The 14,237-nt window shown below is 63.7% G+C and carries 14 protein-coding genes and 1 pseudogene; 2 read left to right on the top strand and 13 right to left on the bottom strand.

Annotated features, from left to right (window positions below; all coding sequences use genetic code 11):
- Positions 1 to 36: 36 nt before the first annotated feature.
- The 10 genes and pseudogenes from ftsA to AC0L7P_RS08605 all read right to left on the bottom strand — a co-directional run bounded on the left by ftsA (position 37) and on the right by AC0L7P_RS08605 (position 8,738).
- Entirely contained in the window at positions 37 to 1,371 is a 1,335-nt protein-coding gene (gene ftsA, locus AC0L7P_RS08650; RefSeq protein ID WP_473435334.1) for a cell division protein FtsA, read from the bottom strand.
- Position 1,372: 1 nt separating this feature from the next.
- Complete coding sequence (locus AC0L7P_RS08645) at positions 1,373 to 2,257, bottom strand: cell division protein FtsQ/DivIB (RefSeq protein WP_473435333.1); 885 nt, start codon at positions 2,255 to 2,257, stop codon at positions 1,373 to 1,375.
- Entirely contained in the window at positions 2,245 to 3,165 is a 921-nt protein-coding gene (locus tag AC0L7P_RS08640) for a D-alanine--D-alanine ligase (RefSeq protein ID WP_473435332.1), read from the bottom strand. Before AC0L7P_RS08640 ends, AC0L7P_RS08645 begins: the two co-directional genes overlap by 13 nt.
- Positions 3,166 to 3,224: 59 nt before the next feature.
- Positions 3,225 to 4,166: a UDP-N-acetylmuramate dehydrogenase gene (murB, locus tag AC0L7P_RS08635; RefSeq protein ID WP_473435331.1), complete on the bottom strand. Its 942-nt coding sequence runs from the start codon at positions 4,164 to 4,166 to the stop codon at positions 3,225 to 3,227.
- A 49-nt stretch (positions 4,167 to 4,215) separates the two neighbouring features.
- The gene (locus AC0L7P_RS08630) at positions 4,216 to 4,467 is read right to left on the bottom strand and encodes a DUF2484 family protein (RefSeq protein ID WP_473435330.1); all 252 of its coding nucleotides are present in this window, start codon (positions 4,465 to 4,467) and stop codon (positions 4,216 to 4,218) included.
- Positions 4,464 to 4,751, bottom strand: coding sequence for a DUF2484 family protein (locus tag AC0L7P_RS08625; protein WP_473435329.1), 288 nt, complete (start codon positions 4,749 to 4,751; stop codon positions 4,464 to 4,466). The genes AC0L7P_RS08630 and AC0L7P_RS08625 overlap by 4 nt, the downstream gene beginning before the upstream one ends.
- Positions 4,748 to 5,005, bottom strand: coding sequence for a hypothetical protein (locus AC0L7P_RS08620; RefSeq protein ID WP_473435328.1), 258 nt, complete (start codon positions 5,003 to 5,005; stop codon positions 4,748 to 4,750). The genes AC0L7P_RS08625 and AC0L7P_RS08620 overlap by 4 nt, the downstream gene beginning before the upstream one ends.
- A 2-nt stretch (positions 5,006 to 5,007) precedes the next feature.
- On the bottom strand, positions 5,008 to 6,405 hold the full coding sequence (murC, locus tag AC0L7P_RS08615) for a UDP-N-acetylmuramate--L-alanine ligase (RefSeq protein WP_473435327.1): 1,398 nt from the start codon (positions 6,403 to 6,405) through the stop codon (positions 5,008 to 5,010).
- Between the two features lie 19 nt (positions 6,406 to 6,424).
- Complete coding sequence (gene murG / locus AC0L7P_RS08610) at positions 6,425 to 7,522, bottom strand: undecaprenyldiphospho-muramoylpentapeptide beta-N-acetylglucosaminyltransferase (RefSeq protein ID WP_473435326.1); 1,098 nt, start codon at positions 7,520 to 7,522, stop codon at positions 6,425 to 6,427.
- A 51-nt stretch (positions 7,523 to 7,573) separates the two neighbouring features.
- Positions 7,574 to 8,738 (bottom strand): annotated as a pseudogene (locus AC0L7P_RS08605) (peptidoglycan glycosyltransferase FtsW).
- A gap of 158 nt (positions 8,739 to 8,896) precedes the next feature.
- Between AC0L7P_RS08605 and AC0L7P_RS08600 the strand changes: the two are divergent.
- Positions 8,897 to 10,096, top strand: a complete 1,200-nt coding sequence (locus AC0L7P_RS08600) for a BaiN/RdsA family NAD(P)/FAD-dependent oxidoreductase (RefSeq protein WP_473435325.1) — start codon at positions 8,897 to 8,899, stop codon at positions 10,094 to 10,096.
- 10 nt (positions 10,097 to 10,106) lie between these two features.
- On the opposite strand, the gene murD is transcribed toward AC0L7P_RS08600, so the two are convergent.
- Positions 10,107 to 11,504, bottom strand: coding sequence for a UDP-N-acetylmuramoyl-L-alanine--D-glutamate ligase (gene murD, locus AC0L7P_RS08595; RefSeq protein WP_473435324.1), 1,398 nt, complete (start codon positions 11,502 to 11,504; stop codon positions 10,107 to 10,109).
- An 84-nt stretch (positions 11,505 to 11,588) separates the two neighbouring features.
- Entirely contained in the window at positions 11,589 to 11,912 is a 324-nt protein-coding gene (locus AC0L7P_RS08590) for a 2Fe-2S iron-sulfur cluster-binding protein (protein ID WP_473435323.1), read from the bottom strand.
- A gap of 170 nt (positions 11,913 to 12,082) precedes the next feature.
- Between AC0L7P_RS08590 and AC0L7P_RS08585 the strand changes: the two genes are divergently transcribed.
- Positions 12,083 to 12,637, top strand: a complete 555-nt coding sequence (locus tag AC0L7P_RS08585) for a peptidoglycan-binding domain-containing protein (RefSeq protein ID WP_473435322.1) — start codon at positions 12,083 to 12,085, stop codon at positions 12,635 to 12,637.
- A 66-nt stretch (positions 12,638 to 12,703) separates the two neighbouring features.
- Here AC0L7P_RS08585 and AC0L7P_RS08580 read toward each other — a convergent pair whose 3' ends face one another.
- The gene (locus AC0L7P_RS08580; protein ID WP_473435321.1) at positions 12,704 to 14,197 is read right to left on the bottom strand and encodes a Do family serine endopeptidase; all 1,494 of its coding nucleotides are present in this window, start codon (positions 14,195 to 14,197) and stop codon (positions 12,704 to 12,706) included.
- Between the last annotated feature and the right edge of the window lie 40 nt (positions 14,198 to 14,237).

Raw genomic sequence — 14,237 nt, 5'->3', positions numbered from 1 at the left:
TCAGCGGGATTTCGCCAAATCCACCGTATATAGCGGCTACCAGTTGTCCTTGAACCATTTCACCGCCCGCTTTAGCGACCGCGAAGGATAGCGGTCGGCGGGAATCTCGAAATCCCACCACTCATCCTGTGGGTGCGCCGCGAAAAGACACAGCCCCACCGCGCTGGCGAATCCCGCGCCCGTGGCCGCCTGTGGCAACCCCTGCACCCGCAGCGGACGGCCAATGCGCACCTGCTGACCCAGAATTTTCGGGGCCAGCCCGTCCAGCCCCGGAATCTGCGAGGCGCCGCCGGTCAGCACGATCTGCTGCGAGGGCAGATGTTCAAACCCGGCACCGTCAAGGCGGCCGCGCACCTCTTCCAGAATTTCCTCGACCCGGGGGCGCATGATGCCGATCAGTTCGGCCCGCGATACCGTGCGCCGGTCCAGTTCCCAATCGCCGGTTTCGCCGCCGATCTCGATCAGGTCACGGTCGTCCATCCCCGTGGCCACAACCCCGCCATGGACGGTTTTCAGACGTTCCGCCACAGACAGCGGCACCTGCAACCCTTTGGAGATATCCGATGTCACCTGATCGCCGCCCAGACTGACCGCATCGGCATAAATCATGTGTTTTTTCATGAAAATCGAAATGCCGGTGGCCCCGCCCCCCATATCGACACAGGCGGCGCCCAGTTCCTGTTCATCCTCGACCAGACTGGAAACCCCCGACACATAGGCAGATGAGGCCAGCCCGGCCAGTTCCAGGTCACAGCGTTTGATGCAGTAAAGAAGGTTGGCAATCACATTGCCATCAACGGTCAGCAGATGCATGTCACAGGCCAGTTGATGGCCGGTCTGGCCGCGCGGGTCGGCCATGCCACTGCGATGATCCAGCGCAAAGTTTACCGGCTGCGCGTGCAGCACCTCGCGTCCTTCGCCGAAATCGGGAACGTCGCTGGCGGCCATGACCCGGGCCACATCCTGTTCGCTGACCGTACTGCCCTCGACCTCGATCTGCCCGGCCAGCCCGTAAGACCGCGGCGCGCCGCCGGCCAGACAGGCAATCACATGATCCACCCGCACATTCGCCATTTTCTGGGCCGCCTGCACAGCGGTGCGGATGGCGCGTTCGGTTTCCTGAATGGCATCGACCTCGCCAAACCGCACCCCGCGCGACCGGGTGGTCGCCGCGCCTATCACGCGAAAACTGCTTTGCCCCGCGAGTGAGCCAACACCATCGCTGTCACGAAACCCGTCGGGGCCGTCAAACCGCAGCACCAGACAGGCGATCTTGGAGGTGCCCACATCCAGAATGGCGATCACCCCGCGCTGCATCGCGGCCTTGCGCATGGCCCGCATGGCGCGCTGGGATTCATAAAGGTCCGTCATCTCAATTGGCTCCCAGTTCTTTTACTCGTATTTCACGCAGGGTATCGGCTGCCGCTTCGCCCAACCGGACAGTGGGGCGGTGAATGTTGCGCATATCCACATCGGTCACATCCCGCGCCAAAAGATCCTGTGCCTCGTTCAGGGCCAGCACCTGTTCCAGCACGCGCACCGGGTTCTTTTCAGGCAGTTGGATTTTCTGCCCACGATCCAGCACCACATCCCAGCGCCGTTCACCCATCCGCACAAGACCGCGCAAGCGATCGGCCAGCGGCGCGGCGGCGGCAATGATCGCCACGCCTTCCGCAACCGCATTTTCCGCGCCAGGCCCCGCCACCAGCGGCAGATCGGGCCGTTCGCCACGATGGGCGACGGGCGCCACGCGATGGCCTTCGTTGTCCAGCAGATCCAGTGAATCGTCATTGCGCCAGATGGCAACCGGCACCCGTTCGACCACGGAAACCTGCAACACGCCGCCCGGGCGCACCCGCAGATCGGCCTTGGCAACGGCATCCAGATTGGTCACTTCCCGCAGCATCAATGGCAGATCAAGATCGAACGACGACACCGGGAAATTGATCGGCACGACTTCGCGGATATCATCGGCCACCCCGGGGGATGCACCGTCGATCGCCATCAGTCTGACCATGAATTCCGGGCGTTCGCGCACCGTTGCCTTTACATCGTCAATCCAAAGCGAAATGCCGTCGCGCCGGGCCTGATCAGAAAGATAGATACCCGTGCACAGCGACAGGGAAAGCACCGGCACCCCAACCCAAAGCAACCGCCGGATCATCGGTGTCAGCAGCAGGCGCTGCATCCGGTAGGCCAGGCGCGACGGCGCCGGGTCGCGACGGGGGGCCGCAGCGGGTGATGTCATCTGTTGCATGAAGCATCCTCGATCAGCCGGGCGCAAAATTTACCGAATGGAATACCGCAGTGGGCCGCCTGTTCGGGGGCCAGGGATGTTGGGGTCATTCCCGGTTGTGTATTGGTTTCCAGCAGGATCAGCCCATCAACGCCCCGGGTTTCATCCCAGCGAAAATCAGTACGGCTGACACCGCGACAGCCCAGCACCTCGTGGGCGCGCAGGGCATAATCCAGACAGGCCGCGTGAACTTCGGCGGGCAGATCGGCGGGCAGGATATGGCGCGATCCGCCGGGCTTGTATTTGGCATCGTAATCATACCAGCCATCGACGCGGATGTCGGTTACGGTCAGGGGCCTGTCGCCCAGCACGGTGGTGGTCAGTTCGCGCCCGGGGGCGAACCGTTCGACCATCACCCAGTCGGGCATGTCAGGGGCCAGTTGGGGCGGGCCGTTCGCGGCGCCATGCACCAGGTAAACACCGACGCTTGAGCCTTCGTTGAAGGGTTTCACCACATAGGGCGGGTCCATGACGTGCGAGGCGCGCACATGTTTCGCCTCGGCCAACAGTGATGCAACCACCGGCAATCCGGCCTTGCGGAACGCCACCTTGCTGCGTTCCTTGTCCATGGCCAGCGCCGAGGCAAGAACCCCGGAATGGGTATAGGGCAGGCCCAGCCACTCCAGCATGCCCTGCACACAGCCGTCTTCGCCCCAGCGGCCGTGCAGGGCATTGAACACCACATCGGGTTGAATTTCGGCCAGCCGTGCAGGCAGGTCGCGGCCCGCATCCACGGTTACCACTTCGAATCCTTCATCCCGCAGCGCGGCGGCACATTCATGCCCCGACGACAATGACACCTCGCGCTCAGCCGAGAGTCCGCCCATCAATACCGCAACTTTGGGGTCTGTCCTGCTCGACATACCCAACTTAACGCCTCACATGGCCTTTTCGGCCATTTTGCAGCCCTTGGGGCCGCTTTTCTGATTTAATCTGCCTGCTTTTGCATGGGCGCCGGATCACCGACACGCATGATTTCCCACTCTAGACGAATCCCGCTATTTTGAAAGACCTTTTCGCGCACCTCTTCGCCAAGGCCCTCAAGATCGGCGGCTGTGGCCCCATCGGCATTGACCAGAAAGTTGGGATGTTTGGGCGACATCTGCGCCCCGCCCCGCCGGTGGCCGCGCAAACCGGCGTCTTCGATCACCTTCCACGCCTTGAGATCATGGACATCATCCGCCTTGCCGGTGCTGGAAAACCCCGCCGGATTGCGAAATGTGCTGCCTGCGGTGCGGTCCTTGGTGGGTTGGGTGGCGTCGCGTTTGGCCAGTTGATCGGCCATGCGGGCATTCAGCGTGTCAGGGTCGCCCGCCTGCCCCTCAAGGCGCGCCTCGATCAACACGGCACCCTCGGGCAGATGGCTGTGACGATAGGCGAATTGCATGTCATCGGCGGTAAGGGTAATGATCTCGCCCTGTCGCGTCACCGCAGTGGCACCGGTGAAATGATCGGCAACGTATGATCCATAACACCCGGCATTCATCCGCACCGCCCCGCCGATGGCGCCCGGGATGGTGCGCAAAAACGTCAGATCAACCCCCGCATCCGCCGCCCGGCGCGCCACATGGGCATCGAGCGCGGCAGCCCCCGCCGTCACCGTGGTGCCCTCAACCGCGATGCCGTTGAACCCGCGCCCCAGCCGGATCACCACCGCACGAATGCCCCCATCACGCACGATAAGGTTTGACCCAACCCCCATGGGAAACACCGGGATGGCCGGATCAAGCTGTTGCAGAAACGCCGCCAGATCCTCGGCATCCGCAGGCTGAAACAACCAATCGGCAGGGCCACCCACCCGCAACCACGTGAGATCGGCCAAAGCGCGGTTAGGCGTCAGGGCGCCACGAGGCGTGGGAAGGTTGGTCATGATACTTGGCTTTCTGTTTGAGCAGTTCGCAGTTTCATCGGGGCAAGGCTCAGGGTCGTGCCATTATCCGGCGCAGCCAGCCCACGAGATAACGCAGGGGCCAGCGCAGGATTGATATGCCGCCCGCCATGACCAGAAGCGCGATCCAGGGGCCGTGTTGCAGGCAGACATAGCCGAGGATCGGGATGCCGGTGGCGATAAGGGCATAGGCGAGGGGCCAGTGGCTGTGTCGTGAGGGCAGGATCGCGCCGACGTTGGCGATCACGAACCAGAGGCAGGTGAGGGTGAGAGAGGCGGTCATCGGCGGCCCTCATCGCTTGCTTGCGCGCGCTTTTCGGGGTGTTGCACCGGCAGGCCAATGGTGCGCCGGGCGAGATAGATCAACGGGTTGCGAAACATCGACAGGGCCGCCGCCAGCATGGCCAGCGCGACCCACACCCCATGCACCGCACCGATCCAACCGATCAGCACGGGCGCCGCGATCAGCAGCGTGATGCCGGGGATATATTGCGCGCGCATGGGCAGCATTGCCGTCAGGGTCGTGGCCAGCACCCAAAGGCAGGCGGCGATCAGTGGCGCGCTCACCACGGGCTGCCGTCGCGGCGTTTCAGCACCCCGATGCCCTGCCCGATCACAAAAAGAATGACAGCGGGAATAACCGTCAGGCCCATAGTGTCATCCCCCGGCCAGCGTGTTCCCATGCCTGACAGGATGCCCATGACCAGCCCCGCAATCACCGCCAGCCCGGCAAGGGGCCAAACCGCACGAAACGGCAGCGCATACCCCGACCACAGACCAAGGCCAAACCCGGCCACCAGCGTCAGGAACGAGATTTCCACCCCTAGGCGCCGGACAGGCGGGCGGGCAGATTGTTGGCCCAGGCGCTGATCGTGCCGGCGCCAAGACAGACCACCATATCGCCGGGGCGGGCCTGTTCACGCACCAGCCGTTCCAGATCGTCCTCGGAATGCAGGGCGCGGGCGTGGCGGTGACCGTGGCGGATCAACCCGGTGACCAGATCGTCGCGTGACGCGCCTTTGATCGGGTCTTCGCCCGCTGCGAACACCTCGGCTATGGCGACGACATCGGCCTCGTTGAAACAGGCGCAGAAATCATCAAACAGCGAATGCAGGCGGGAATAGCGGTGCGGCTGATGCACCGCGATCACCCGGCCTGTCGTGGCCTGCCGCGCCGCCCTGAGAACGGCGGCAATTTCAACCGGATGGTGGCCGTAATCGTCGATGATCGTCACGCCGTCCACCTCGCCCACCTTGGTAAAGCGGCGGTTCACCCCGCCAAAGGTGGCCAGAGCGGTGCGGATTTCATCGGCCTTCATGCCCAGATGCCGGGCGACGGCGACCGCCGAAAGCGCATTCGAGACATTGTGATCGCCGGGCATGGGCAGGGTGCAGCCTTCGATCACCAGATCCTCTGTCTGAAGGGCGATATCGAAATGCGCCACGCCCGCCTTATAGGTCAGGTTGATCGCGCGCACATCTGCCTGGGCGTTGAACCCGAATGTCACCACGCGCCGGTCGGTGATCTTGCCCACCAGAGCCTGCACCTCGGCGTGATCGGTGCAGCACACGGCAAGACCATAGAACGGGATGTTCGACACGAAATCCAGAAACCCCTGACGCAGGGTGTCAAAATCGCCCCAATGCTCCATATGTTCGGGGTCGATGTTGGTGACGATGGCGATGGTGGCGGGCAGGCGGTTGAAGGTGCCGTCTGACTCGTCCGCCTCGACCACCATCCATTCGCCCTGCCCCATGCGGGCGTTCGACCCATAGGCGTGGATGATGCCGCCGTTGATGACGGTCGGGTCGATCCCGCCTTCGTCCAACAACGCGGCAACCATGGTTGTGGTGGTCGTTTTGCCATGGGTGCCGGCCACGGCAATGTTGGATTTCAGGCGCATCAGTTCGGCCAGCATCTCGGCCCGGCGCACCACGGGCAGGCCGCGCAGGCGGGCGCCGTCGAACTCGGGGTTGCCGGGTTTGATGGCCGAGGAAATCACGACGACCTCGGCCTTTTCCAGATTTTCCGCCTTCTGCCCCACGAATATGCGCGCGCCCAGTTGTTCCAGCCGCGCGGTGATCTTGCTGGCCTTCAGGTCTGATCCCTGCACGGTATAGCCGTGGTTCAACAGCACCTCGGCGATTCCCGACATGCCAATTCCGCCAATCCCGACAAAGTGGATCGGCCCCATTTCAGTCGGCAGTTTGGTGGCGGTCATGGCGGGCTCTTTCTGGAGGTCAAACATCGGTGGCGTTCCTTGGCGGTAACAGGGAATCGATAAGCGCGACAAGGCGCTCCGTTGCGTCGGGGCGGCCCTGGGCGGCGGCGCTGCGGGCCATTTCCCGGGCTTTCTCCGGGTCAGACAGAATGTCCGCAATCCGGGCCGACAACGCGGCTGATGTCGCGTCCTTCTCGGTCAACAAGACGGCGGCGCCCGCATCAACCAAACCCCTGGCGTTGGCGCTCTGGTGGTCGTTGGTGGCGGCGGCATAAGGGATAAGGATCGATGGGCGACCGATCACGCTGATATCGGCCACCGAAGATGCCCCGGCGCGCGACACCACCAGCGTCGCCTGCGCCATCCGGTCCGGCACATCGGTGAAAAAAGGTGAAACGTCGTGCGCAATCCCCTGAGCGGTGTAAAAATCCGCAACCCGGGCCTGATCTTCGGCGCGGGCCTGTTGGGTGACGTGCAGGCGCGCCTTCAACGGCGCGGGCAAGGCGGCAACCGCCTGCGGAACCACGTCCGACAGAATGCGCGCCCCCTGCGAGCCACCAATCACCAGCAGCGACAGCCGCGCGCCGATGTCATAGGCCGCCCCGGCGTGGTGCAGGATGGCGCCGCGCACCGGGTTGCCAATGTGAACCCCTTTGATACCCGCAGGCAGATCGGTGGGCCATGTGCCACAGGCCACGGCATTGACACGGCGCGCAAACAGCCGGTTCACCCGGCCCAGAACACCGTTTTGTTCATGGATGATCCGGGGCAGGTTCAACATCACCGCCGCCATCAGCGCGGGCACCGACGGATACCCGCCAAAGCCCACCACGATGGCGGGCCGGTCAGCCCGCATCGCACGGCGCGCCGCCATCCCGCCGGCCAGAATGCGGAATGGCACCGCCAGTTTGGCCAACAGCCCGCCGCGCGCAAAGGTGGCCGATTGCACTTGCCGGATCTCGACCGCCTCGGGGAAGCCACCAGTATAGCGCGCGCCCCGTGCATCGGTGGAAAGCTGCACCCGCCAGCCGCGCGCCAGCATCGCCTCGGCCAAAGCCTGGGCCGGAAACATATGCCCGCCGGTGCCACCCGCCGCGATCACGATCAGCGGCGCCATGGGGCACCCCCGGCGACAAGGGACCGCAGGGACCGAGGAGCGCCCCTCACCCTACCGCCCCCGTGAAATCAGGATATCGCCAATTTCGCCCTGTGGCCGGGTGCGGGTAAAGGCCAGAAGCATCCCAACGGCAATCCCCCCGCAATCAGCGAGGACCCACCATAAGACACAAACGGCAGGGTCATCCCCTTGGCCGGAAGCAGCCGCACGGCAACCCCCATGTTGATGATTGCCTGCACGCCGAACACACAGGCCAAACCGGTGCCCGCCAGCCGGATGAACGGATCACGTTCACGCATCAGCCGGATCAGCGAGCGCACAACCACGATGCCGTACAGCGCAATGATGACCAGCACCAAAAGCAGGCCATATTCCTCGGCGGCGACGGCAATGATGAAATCCGTGTGGGCATCGGGCAACGACCATTTCACCTGCCCCTCGCCCACGCCAACCCCCAGAAAGCCCCCTCGCGGATCGCATCGGTGGCATAGCCGATCTGGGTTGTCGGATCGACATCCGCCGACAGAAACCCGTCAATCCGTCGCGCCACATGTTCGGAATTGTTATAGGCCACAGTCCCAGCCACAACGACCGCCCCCGCCAGCCCCAGCAACAGCGTGATCGGCGCACCAGCCACGAAATACATCACCGCCCAGGCAAACAGCACCAGACTGGCCTGCCCGAAATCCGGCTGCATCGCCAGAAACCCGACAACGACAACACAAAGGCTCAGGGAAAACGTCTTGCCGGGCGGTCCGCCCACCTCATAACTGGCGGCCAGCATCCAGGCCGAAACGACGATAAACCCGGGCTTGAGAAACTCGGAGGGCTGAAGGCTGCCAAAGCCCAGCGAATACCACCGCACCGCCCCCTTGCCGAAATCGGTGCCAAACACCGGCAGCATAACAAGGGCGGCAAAGGCACCGACAAACCCCAGAACGGCAAGGCGGCGCACCAGTTGCGGCGACATCAGCGTGGTGATCCACATGGCCAGCAACGCAGCGCCGCCAAAGACGGCCTGCCGTTTCACATAATGAAACGGCTCAAACCCGTTGCGCGCGGCCAGCGGCGGCGACGAGGCAAGCCCCAGCAACAGCCCGATCCCGAACAATAAAAGAATGCACGACAGCGACCAGCGGTCGATCGTGTTCCACCAGCGCGGAAGAATCGGTTCTCCGCTCTGCACGGGTGCCGTGCCGTATACCATTTCAGTCATGGATGTGCTGCCTACTGCCTCGGGTGTTGCCCGTTTTCCGGGTCTGCCTGTGATTCTAGCGCGAAACCCGCGTTTAGGCCAGCGTTTTGCACGCCCCGCGTCACATCGGCCCGTCAAGTGCCCCTTGCCCCCGCCCCGCCAACATGGTGACAGGGGGCATGAGCGATTATGATACCCTGATCCTTGGCGCCGGTGCGGCGGGCATGATGTGCGCCGCCCATGCCGGTGGCCGGGTGCTGATCGTCGATCATGCCAGGGCGGCCGGCGAAAAGATCCGCATCTCGGGCGGTGGGCGGTGCAATTTCACCAACATCGGCACCGGGCCGGAAAATTTCATCTCGAACAATCCGCATTTCTGCAAATCCGCCCTGTCGCGCTATACCCAGTGGGATTTTCTCGATCTGATGGCGCGCCACGCCATCCCCTGGCACGAAAAAACCCTGGGACAGTTGTTTTGCGACCGCTCCGCAAAAGACGTCATCGCGATGCTGCTGGCCGAAATGGCCACGGCGGGGGCCGTCCTGTGGTTGCAAACTTCGGTGCGCGATGTTTCCCATGACGGGCAGTTCTTTACTGCCCGGCTGGAGCGCGAGGGGCGCGCCGTCACCATCACCGCGCGCAATCTGGTGCTGGCCACCGGTGGGCGGTCGATCCCGAAAATGGGCGCGACCGGCCTGTCGCACAGCCTTGCGCGACAGTTCGGCCTGGCCCTGACCGACATCCGCCCTGCCCTTGTGCCCCTGACCTTTGGTGATGAGATGATGGCGGGCTTTCGCCCCCTTGCCGGTGTTGCCACCCCCGTCGCCGTGACCACCGGCAGCGCCCGTTTCGATGAGGCGTTATTGTTCACCCATCGCGGCCTCTCTGGCCCGGCGATCCTTCAGGCCTCGTCCTATTGGCGTGAAGGGCAGGACATCACGATCAACCTCAGCCCCCACAGTGATCTGTTCGCCGCCCTGCGTGAACGCCGCGCCACGGCCGGGCGCCGCGCCCTGACCACCCATCTGGGCGATCTGCTGCCCTCGCGTCTGGTTGGGTATCTGGGCCAGACATTCGATCTGACCGGCAATCTGGCCGATTGCTCTGATGACCGCCTGCGCGCGCTGACCGCCGATCTCACCGCATGGGCCCTGCGCCCCACCGGCACCGAAGGATACCGCACCGCCGAAGTCACCCTTGGTGGCATCGACACTGCCAGCCTCGACAGCCGCACCATGGCGGCCCGTGCCCTGCCCGGGCTTTATGCCATTGGCGAGGCGGTGGATGTCACCGGATGGTTGGGCGGGTATAATTTTCAGTGGGCGTGGTCATCGGGCTGGGCTGCCGGAACGGCGATTGCGGCGCGGCTGACCGCGTAAAACGCAACCGTCACACCAACCGCGCCACCTCGGCCACGAAATCATCTCCGCGCTTTTCAAAGTTCGGGTATTGGTCGAAACTGGCCGCCGCCGGCGCCAAAAGCACGGTATCGCCCGACTCGGCCTCGGCCGCCGCGCGCTGCACCGCCTGCGCCATCGTTTCGCATATCTCATGGGGGGTTTCGCCCAGTTGCAGCGCGAATTCCCGCGCCGAATGCCCGATAAGATAGGCCTTTTTCACCTCACCCAGATGCGGCACCAGGGCCGCAACCCCGCCATCCTTGCCCAGGCCTCCGGCAATCCAGCGGATCGCGCGGAATGCCTGCAAGGCCTTCATGGCGCTGTCCACGTTCGTCGCCTTGCTGTCGTTCACAAACCGCACCCCGCCCCGCTCGCCCACAAGCTGGCTGCGGTGGGGCAGGCCGGCAAAACTGTGCATGGCCTCTTCGATCACCCGCGGCGCTACGCCAAGGGTGCGGGCAACCGCATAGGCGGCACAGGCATTCTGATGGTTGTGACTGCCCGGAAGGCCGGAAATCTTGCGCAGGTCGATGCTGGCCACTTGCCGCCCCTTGCGCCATTCCGAAAGCTGCCCCTTGCGCGCCTGCACCATCCAGCCGGGGCCGGACAGCCTGCGCTCAACCGACACCCGGATCAGCCGGTCATCGGCGGCATGTTCCACCAGTTGGTTGGCCAGATACACGCCCTCGGGTTCATCCACACCCACCACGGCGCGGTCCGGTCCGCCCTCGGCAAACAAACGCCGCTTGGCCGCGAAATATCCGCCCATACCCCCGTGCCGGTCCAGATGATCGGGCGAAAGATTGGTGAACACGGCAATATCAGGGGTCAGCGCCCGGGCCAGATCGGTCTGATAACTGCTCAGCTCAAGAACCACGACAGCACCGTCGCCGGGCGGGTCGATGTCCAGCACCCCGCGCCCGATATTCCCCGCCAACTGACAAGGCTTGCCCGCCGCCACAAGAATATGCTGTATCAACGCCGAGGTGGTGGATTTTCCGTTGCTGCCCGTCACGGCAACCACGCGCGGCGGGCTGTCGTGCTGATCCCACTCGCCCAGGGCAAGGCTACGGAAAAACAACCCGATGTCGTTGTCCACCGGCACCCCCGCCTCCATCGCGCGGGCGATCAGCCGGTTGGGTTCGGGATAAAGATGCGGAATGCCCGGCGAAACGACAAGGGCCGCAATATCATCCCAGGCCTGCGCACGGGTCAGATCATACAGGGTCAGACCCTCTGCCTCGGCGGCGGCGCGCGCCTCGGGGCTGTCATCCCAACACAAGGCCTGCGCGCCCCCCGCCACCAGCGCCCGCGCCGTGGCCAGACCGGACCGGCCCAGCCCCAGAACGGCGATGCGCGCGTTTTCATAGCCCCGTACCGGTATCATATTCTGCCCTTACTTGCTCTGCCATTGCGGCTTAACCAGCGAAAAGCGCGGGCAACGCCCAAGCGATGAGCGCCCGCGCCGAACTCAGATCTGTTTTTCGGGCATCTGCACGATCAGGCCTTCCAGCGCATCGGTGACTTTCAACTGGCAGGTCAGACGCGACCGGTCGGCATCGGGCTGAAAGGCAAAATCCAGCATGTCCTCTTCCATGCTGTCCTTTTCCGGCAGCTTTGCCACCCAGTCAGGATGCACGTAAACGTGGCAGGTGGAACAGGCACAGGCGCCGCCGCAATCGGCCTCAATCCCCGGAATGCCGTTGTCGCGCGCACCTTCCATGACGGTCAGCCCGTTGGCCACATCCACCACATGTTCGGTGCCGCCATGTTCGATATAGGTAATCTTTGCCATCTGTCGTCTCAATCCCTCATTGACGGTATCGCACCTGTACCTAGTGCCGCGCGCGCCATGATGCCAGTCTCATTCGCGCGATCCTGCTCTCTGCAAACGGACAAGGCTCTTCCCCACCCTCATGCTTTGGGCTAGAATCCCGCGAAACGACCCGCCAGAGGCCGAGCAGAATGCACATCCCCTTGCCCATCCCGGCCCTTTTCCCCGCGCTCATGCTGATGACGCTTGCGGGCTGTGGTGGCGTGGCTGCGCCTGATGTGGCGCGGTTTCTCGAACCCGAACTCGGGGTCAGCAACGGGCCCGACCAAACCGGCCCCAACACCTGTTACAGTCGCGATGTCACGCCCGCCCTGATCGAAACCGTGACCGAACACGTCGAGGAACGGCCCGCCGACGTTTCCGCCGACGGCACGATCCTGCGCCCGGCCACCTATCGCACGGTCACCGAAACCCGGATCGTGAAAGACCGCCACGACATCCGGTTCCAAACCCCCTGCCCCAACGAACTGACACCGCAATTCACCGCCAGCCTGCAACGGGCACTGGCCGCGCGCGGCCTTTACACAGGCCAGATCACCGGCGAGATGAACGCGCAAACCCACCGGGCCGTGCGCCGTTATCAACAGGCCGAAGGGTTGCACAGCGGCGTGATTTCCACCGCCGCGGCCAAACGTCTGGGCCTGGCCGTCTATAGCCGGGACGAGGCGCTGGCAACGCGGCGCTGACCGGCCCGCCAAAACGAAAACAGGCGCCCCGAAGGGCGCCTGTTTCACTGTCAGGTCAAAGGGTGATCAGCCCAGCGGCAGCGCCACGAACCGCGGCTCGCCCGCCCGCCGCACCAGCAGCAGGATCGAATTGCGCCCGGCATCCTTGGCTTCGGCAATCCGGTCGTCCAGATCGGACGGGCCGGTGATCTTGCGCTGACCGGCCTCGGTGATCACATCCCCGGCGCGGATGTTCTTTTCAAAGGCCTCGCTGTCTTCGGCCACATCCATAACCACCAGACCGTCGGTTCCGGCGTTCAGGTTCAGCTCCTTGCGCATCTCATCCGTCAGGGTCGAAACCGTCATGCCAAGCACTTCGGTGTTTTTCGGCTCTTCCGGTTTTGTGGCCACGGCAGGCACGGCGCTTTCGGCGGATTCGCGCCGACCAAGGGTGATCAGCAGCGTTTCGGTTTTGCCATCACGATAGACGACGACGCGCACGGCCTTGCCCACCTGGGTGTTGCCCACGGTGCGCACCAACCCACGGGTGTCGGCCACGTCTTTGCCATCAAAGGTCATGATGACATCGCCGGCCATCATGCCCGCCTCTTTTGCCGGGCCATCCGGCACATCCGTGACCAGCGCCCCCGAAGCGGTTTTCAGATCCATGGAATCGGCGATGTCGTCGGTGACATCCTGAATGCGCACCCCCAGCCAGCCGCGCCGGGTTTCACCAAATTCCTTGAGCTGCGCGACGACCTTGTTGACCACGTTGCTCGACATGGAAAACCCGATACCGATCGAACCACCGTTGGGCGACAGGATCGCGGTATTCACGCCGATTACCTCACCTTCCATGTTGAACAGCGGCCCGCCCGAGTTGCCCCGGTTGATGGCTGCGTCCGTCTGGATGTAATCGTCATAGGTGCCCGAAAGCGCCCGGTTGCGGGCCGAAACGATGCCCGAGGATACGGAAAATCCTTGCCCAAGGGGGTTGCCCATGGCCAGAACCCAATCACCGACACGCATGACATCGCTGTCACCGAACGAAACATGGGGCAGCGGCTTATCGGCCTCGACCTTCAACAGCGCAATATCGGTGTTGGGGTCGGTGCCAACCAGCGTGGCCGGAAGTTGCAGACCCGAGAAGAATTCGATCTGGATCTCGTCAGCACCTTCAATAACGTGGTTGTTGGTGACGATATAACCGTCTTCGGAAATCACGAAACCCGATCCCAACGCCTGACTGCGGCGTGGGCGGTCGCCTTGGCCACCGGGGTTGTTGCGATTATTGAAATCACGGAAGAAATCCTCGAAGGGCGATCCTTCGGGTACGATGGGTGCGGGGCCGGAACGGGCCGCCACGGTTGTTGTCGTGGTGATGTTCACCACCGAGGGGCTGATCTTTTCAGCCAGGTCCGCAAAGCTGTCGGGGGCGCCACGGGCATCTGCGGCGAGGGTCTGCGCCAGAACCAGCGCCAAACCGACGACCAGCGCCCAGAACGCGCGCAGCGGGACCGATACGGACCGTTGAAGTGTTGTTGTCTGAGATATCACGATATGCTCCTCCAAGCAAAGCATTGGTGCAAATGGCAGAGCGGGCGCAGCGCCGCTGCGCGAA

It is taken from the genome of Oceaniglobus sp. K40-3, from assembly GCF_055808395.1.
This window is presented reverse-complemented; position numbering and strand designations above follow the sequence as displayed.